At 70.0% G+C, this 5,697-nt stretch carries 4 protein-coding genes; 2 read left to right on the top strand and 2 right to left on the bottom strand.

Annotation, left to right across the window (positions count from 1 at the left end; genetic code table 11):
• Positions 1–18 precede the first annotated feature (18 nt).
• Positions 19–1,308, top strand: a complete 1,290-nt coding sequence (locus G6020_RS17520; RefSeq protein ID WP_179523540.1) for a YibE/F family protein — start codon at positions 19–21, stop codon at positions 1,306–1,308.
• A gap of 9 nt (positions 1,309–1,317) precedes the next feature.
• On the opposite strand, the gene G6020_RS06515 is transcribed toward G6020_RS17520, so the two are convergent.
• Positions 1,318–2,571: a pyridoxal phosphate-dependent aminotransferase gene (locus G6020_RS06515; protein ID WP_179523539.1), complete on the bottom strand. Its 1,254-nt coding sequence runs from the start codon at positions 2,569–2,571 to the stop codon at positions 1,318–1,320.
• Between the two features lie 72 nt (positions 2,572–2,643).
• Positions 2,644–3,735 (bottom strand): helix-turn-helix domain-containing protein, encoded by a 1,092-nt coding sequence (locus tag G6020_RS06510; protein ID WP_182610063.1) that lies wholly within the window; start codon positions 3,733–3,735, stop codon positions 2,644–2,646.
• Between the two features lie 68 nt (positions 3,736–3,803).
• On the opposite strand from G6020_RS06510, the gene G6020_RS06505 reads away from it, so the two are divergent.
• Positions 3,804–5,642 (top strand): NAD(P)/FAD-dependent oxidoreductase, encoded by a 1,839-nt coding sequence (locus tag G6020_RS06505; protein ID WP_182610062.1) that lies wholly within the window; start codon positions 3,804–3,806, stop codon positions 5,640–5,642.
• Positions 5,643–5,697 lie beyond the last annotated feature (55 nt).

Here is a 5,697-nt window from a genome sequence, read left to right as displayed (position 1 = left end):
CGGGTTAGGGTTACCCGCGTGAGCGACCGGCCAGCGACCCCTCCCCGGCACCGGCACCGGGTCGAGCGCCCCCGACACGGGTCCCGCCTCGTTCCGTCCGGCGGCGCCGGCCGGATCACGGTGGTCGGACTGATCCTGGGCGCGGTCGCGACGATGATCGGGGTGGCGCTGCTCTGGCCGACCTTCCAGGACCCCGAGCTGGACCCGTACTTCGCCCAGTCGTCCGGGTCCTCGGTGGTGACCGAGCGGGGCGAGGTCGTGTCCACCGAGGTGGCACCCTGCGGCTCCCCGGACAACGGTCGGGTGCTGCCCGGTCCACCGCTCGAGCCCCGGTTCCCCGGCCCGGAGTGTCCGCGCTCGATCGTGCGACTCGACACCGGCCCGGACGCCGGCCGACAGGTCCTGCTGGAGATACCACCCGGGCCCGGATCCCCGGACCTCGGTGAGGGCGACCAGATCCAGCTGGGCCGCTCCCCCCAGGGGGCCACCGACACCTATGCCTTCGAGGACTTCACCCGCACCGTGCCCATGGCGTTGTGGCTCCTCGTGGGCGCCGTGGTGATGGTCGCCGTCGGGCGGTGGAAGGGACTGCGGGCCCTGATCGGGATCGCGGTGGCCCTCGTCGTCGTCGTGGGGTTCGTCCTCCCCTCCATCCTCGACGGCAACCCGGCCATCCTGGTGGCCGTGGTCGGCGGCTCCGCCGTGCTCTACCTGGTGATCTACGTGGTCCACGGGATCAACCTCAAGACGCACGCCGCGCTGCTCGGCACCCTGTCGGCGATGCTGGCGGCGGCGTTGCTGAGCTGGGTGGTCATCGAGACCACCAGGATCACCGGGCTCAGCGGCGACTCCACGACCCAGGTCCAGGTGTTCGTGCAGCACGTCTCGCTGACGGGACTGCTGCTCGCCGGCTTCATCATCGGCGCCCTGGGCGTGCTCAACGACGTCACCGTGAGCCAGTCCGCGACCGTGTTCGAGATGCGCCACCTCGACCCGCACGCCGGACCCGTCCAGGTGTTCCGGTCGGCGATGGGGGTCGGACGCGACCACGTCGCCTCGATGGTCTACACCCTGGTGTTGGCGTACACCGGGTCGGCGCTGCCGCTGCTGCTGCTGTTCTCGCTGGGGACCCGCTCGCCGCTGTCGATCCTCACCTCCGACGTCGTGGCCGTGGAGCTGATGCGGTCGCTCGTCGGCGCGATCGCCCTCGCCCTGTGCGTCCCGCTCACCACCGCGGCAGCGGTGTGGCTCTCCCGCGACGTGACCCCGGAGGAACTGGACCGGGCGACCGTGGGCGCGCGGCACTGAGCGCCCGGACTACTGGCGGTACGAGGCCAGGAAGTTGCCGATCCGCTCGATCGCCACGGCCAGGTCGCGGCCGGCGGGCAGCGTGACCACCCGGAAGTGATCCGGGTCGGGCCAGTTGAACCCCGTGCCCTGGGTGACCAGGATGCGTTCGCGTTCGAGCAGGTCCAGCGCGAACAGGCGGTCGTCGTGGATCTCGTGGACCTCCGGGTCGAGCCTGGGGAACACGTAGAGGGCGCCCATCGGCTTGACGCAGCTCACCCCGGGGATCGAGTTGAGCTTCTCCCACGCGATGCCGCGCTGCTCGTGGAGCCTGCCCCCGGGCTCGATCAGCTCGTTGATCGACTGGTACCCGCCGAGTGCCACCTGGATGGCGTGCTGCGCGGGCACGTTGGGGCACAACCTCGTCGAGGCCAACAGCTCCAGACCCTCGAGGAACCCGGCCGCGTGCGCCTTGGGGCCGGTGATCGCCATCCAGCCCGCCCGGTAGCCCGCCACGCGGTACGTCTTGGACAGGCCGTTGAAGGTCAGGACCAGAAGATCGTGCGCGAGCGAGGCGATGGAGGTGTGCTGCGCCTCGTCGTAGACGATCCGGTCGTAGATCTCGTCCGCCAGGATGAGCAGACTGTGCTCGCGGGCCAGGTCCACGATCCCCTGCAGGACCTCCCGGGAGTAGACCGCCCCGGTGGGGTTGTTGGGGTTGATCACGACGATGGCCTTGGTCTTGGGCGTGATCTTCGAGGCGATGTCCTCGAGCGACGGGTTCCAGTCGTCCTGCTCGTCGGCGAGGTAGTGGACGGGCCTGCCCCCGGCGAGTGAGGTCATGGCGGTCCACAGCGGGTAGTCCGGGGCGGGGATGAGGACCTCGTCGCCGTCGTCCAGCAGCGCCTGCATCGTCATGGTGATCAGCTCGGACACGCCGTTGCCGAGGTAGATGTCCTCCACGTCCAGCTGCGGGAAGTCGGGGACCAGCTCGTACCGCGTGAAGATCGCTCGACGGGCCGACAGGATGCCCTTGGACTCCGAGTAGCCCTGCGCGTGGGGCAGTGCAGCGATCATGTCGCGCATGATCACGTCCGGCGCCTCGAACCCGAAGGGGGCGGGGTTGCCGATGTTCAGCTTGAGGATCCGGTGACCCTCCGCCTCGAGCTGGTTCGCCCGCGCCAGCACCGGGCCGCGGATCTCGTAGAGGACGTCCTTGAGCTTGGACGACTGGTCGAGCGTGCGCGGCTGGTGGAGCGTGCGTCCCGTGTTCTCCGGCGTCATGACTGCTGATTGTGCCACCTCGGTCGGACGAGGTTCCGGCCGCGCCGAACCGCGGTGTCAGAACCCGTGGCGTCAGATCCCGTACCGCAGGTCGATGATGGCCGGGATCTCCGAGAGGGGCAGGAGATCGTCGGGATGCTCCACCGAGAGGAAGTCCACGCAGCCTCGCGCGTGGGAGGCCAGGGCGTACGGCTGGGAGTCGATCGACAGGCCGGTGAGCTGACGGAGCCTGCGGACCTCGCCCCTGACGGTCGCCGTGGCGTCCCTGTCCCCGTAGAGCGCCTCGGACAGGGAGCGCGCGGTCCACGCCTCCCGGGACGCCAGGAGCGCGAGCAGTTCCGCCCTTCGCGGGGTGAGGTCGACCGTCGACCCGTCGGCCCGGATCACCGACGGCCTCCACCCGAGCAGACGGATCTCCGTCACCGGGTTGTCGCCCCGATCCGTGCTCTCGTCGGGGCCGGGTCCGGGGCGCGAGCCCGCGTCCGGCGGGCGGGGGTCGTCCGGGGACGGCCCACCCACTCCGTTCGCGAGCAGCGTCTCGGCCAACCGGGTACCGCAACGGACCAGCGCGGCCGTCTCGGAGCTCGAGAAACGGACCGGATGGGAGACGTCGAGGACCCCGAGGATCCTGCCGCGGGCGTCCCGGACGGGACTGGCCGTGCAGGTCCAGCCGTGATGGGCCCGGACGTAGTGTTCGCCGGCGGTGGCGTGGGTCAACGTCCCGGTCTCCAACGCGAGGGAGATGCCGTTCGTGCCGATCCCCCGTTCGGACCAGTCCGCGCCCTCGGCGAACGCGATCGAGTCGGCGCGGCGGAGTACGTGGGGACTTCCCGACCGCCAGAGCAGGCACCCCCGTGAATCGGTGAGGACCACCAGGTGCCGGCCCGCGGCGGAGGTGTCGGACACCGAGGCCACCACGTCCGCCGCGATGTGGCGCAGGGGTGTGCGCTGCCGCGCGTCGGCGACCTGTTCGCGGGTGAGCACGCGGGCCGGCATTTCCTGGTCCGGCGAGATCCCGGCCGCTCCGCTGCGCCTCCACGCCTGTAGGACCCGCGAGTCGAGGTCTGAGGTCGCGCCACCGGAGAGCGCGATCCCGTGGGCCCTGATGGAGCGCTCGGCGAAGGCCCGGGGGTCGGAGAACCGCAGGGCCGGGTGCAACGACATTGCCACCCCCTGGGGAAGAAAGTGTGATCTACGTCATTGCCGAAGCTACACGAGACGAAGGAGCGGACATGACCCAGACGACAGATGCACCGGCCGACCGGGGTGGGGCGGGCGGCGCCGGTTCAGGCGCCGACGCCACGGTCGAGAGGTGGCTCGGGGAGTTCGACGAGGCCCTCCGGGCGGGGGACGCGGAGCGCGCGGCGCAGTTGTTCGACCCCGAGGGCTACTGGCGCGACTTCGTCGCCTTCACGTGGAACCTCAAGACCCTCGAAGGGCGGGAGCAGATCCGCGGGATGCTCGATTCCCAGCTGTCCGCGGTCTCCCCCTCCGACTGGAGGCTCGACGACCCCGCGAGCGCGTCGGGTGACCTGACCGAGGCGTGGGTGACCTTCGAGACGGCGGTCGGCCGCGGATGGGCCCACCTCCGCTTGCGCGACGGCAGGGCCTGGACCCTCCTGACCACGATGCAGGAACTCAAGGGGCACGAGGAGAAGAGGCGCCGGACCCGGGACCAGGGCGTCGAACACGTCATCCGCAAGGGGCGCACGACGTGGCTCGAGAAGAAGCAGGAGCGCCAGAAGGCCCTCGGATACACCGAGCAGCCGTACACGGTGATCATCGGCGGAGGCCAGGGCGGGATCGGGCTCGCGGCCCGACTCAAGCGGCTGGGCGTGCCGACCATCGTGATCGAGAAGAACGAGCGGGCCGGCGACTCGTGGCGCAAGCGCTACAAGTCACTCCACCTCCACGATCCGGTCTGGTACGACCATCTGCCGTACATCCCCTTCCCCGACGACTGGCCGGTGTTCCCGTCCAAGGACAAGGTCGGGGACTGGCTCGAGCACTACACCGCGATCATGGAGCTCGACTACTGGTCCGGTACGCAGTGTCTGACCGCCGACTTCGACGAGGAGTCCGGGACGTGGCGGGTCGAGGTGGACCGGCGAGGCGAGAAGGTGGAGCTCCGCCCCACCCAGCTGGTGTTCGCGCTCGGGGTCTCGGGCTACCCGAACATCCCGCACGTCGAGGGCGCGGACTCGTTCACCGGCGAGCAGTGGCACTCCTCGGAGTTCACCGGGGAGGGGGACGTGGAGGGCAAGCGGGCCGTGGTGATCGGCTCGAACAACTCGGCCCATGACATCTGCGCCGCGCTCTGGGACCACGGAGCGGACGTCACCATGGTCCAGCGCTCCTCCACCCACATCGCGCGGAGCGAGTCGCTCATGTCGCTGGCGCTCGGACCCCTGTACTCCGAGGACGCACTGGAGGCGGGGGTGACGACCGAGAAGGCCGACATGCTCTTCGCCTCCTGGCCCTACCGCCTGCTCCCCGGGGTGCAGATCCCCGTCTACGAGCAGATGGCGGAGAAGGACTCGGAGTTCTACGGCCGACTCCGCGAGGCCGGATTCGAGCTGGACTTCGGGGAGGACGGGTCCGGCCTCTTTCTCAAGTACCTCCGGCGCGGTTCGGGGTACTACATCGACGTCGGTGCCAGCCAACTGGTGATCGACGGCGAGGTCGCGCTGGCACGCGGGCAGGTGACGCGGATCCGGGCCGACGGGGTGGAGCTGGACGACGGGACGATCCTGCCCGCCGACCTCATCGTCTACGCCACCGGGTACGGCTCGATGAACCAGTGGTTGACCGATCTCGTGTCGCAGGACGTCGCCGACCGGGTGGGCAAGGTCTGGGGATACGGTTCCGACACCACCCGGGACCCCGGGCCCTGGGAGGGGGAACTCCGCAACATGTGGAAGCCGACGAACGTCGAGCAGCTCTGGATCCACGGAGGCAACCTGCACCAGTCCCGCCACTACTCCAAGTACCTGGCCCTGCAGCTCAAGGCGAGGATGGAGGGCGTGCCCACCCCCGTGTACCAGGTCCAGGAGGCGCACCACCCCTGCTGACGGCGGGACCCGTCAATGCACCTGCGGCCCGTGATCGGGGTGTCCGATCACGGGC

This window comes from Dietzia sp. B19, from assembly GCF_014145155.1.
Classification (GTDB): domain Bacteria; phylum Actinomycetota; class Actinomycetes; order Mycobacteriales; family Mycobacteriaceae; genus Dietzia; species Dietzia natronolimnaea.
Note: the sequence above shows the minus strand (reverse complement) of the source record. Positions and strands in the feature narration are given on the sequence as shown.

Coding starts and splice junctions, on each gene's coding strand:
- G6020_RS06510 (WP_182610063.1), bottom strand. CDS start 3,735: ATGTCGTTGCACCCGGCCCTGCGGTTCTCCGACCCCCGGGCCTTCGCC.
- G6020_RS06515 (WP_179523539.1), bottom strand. CDS start 2,571: ATGACGCCGGAGAACACGGGACGCACGCTCCACCAGCCGCGCACGCTC.
- G6020_RS06505 (WP_182610062.1), top strand. CDS start 3,804: ATGACCCAGACGACAGATGCACCGGCCGACCGGGGTGGGGCGGGCGGC.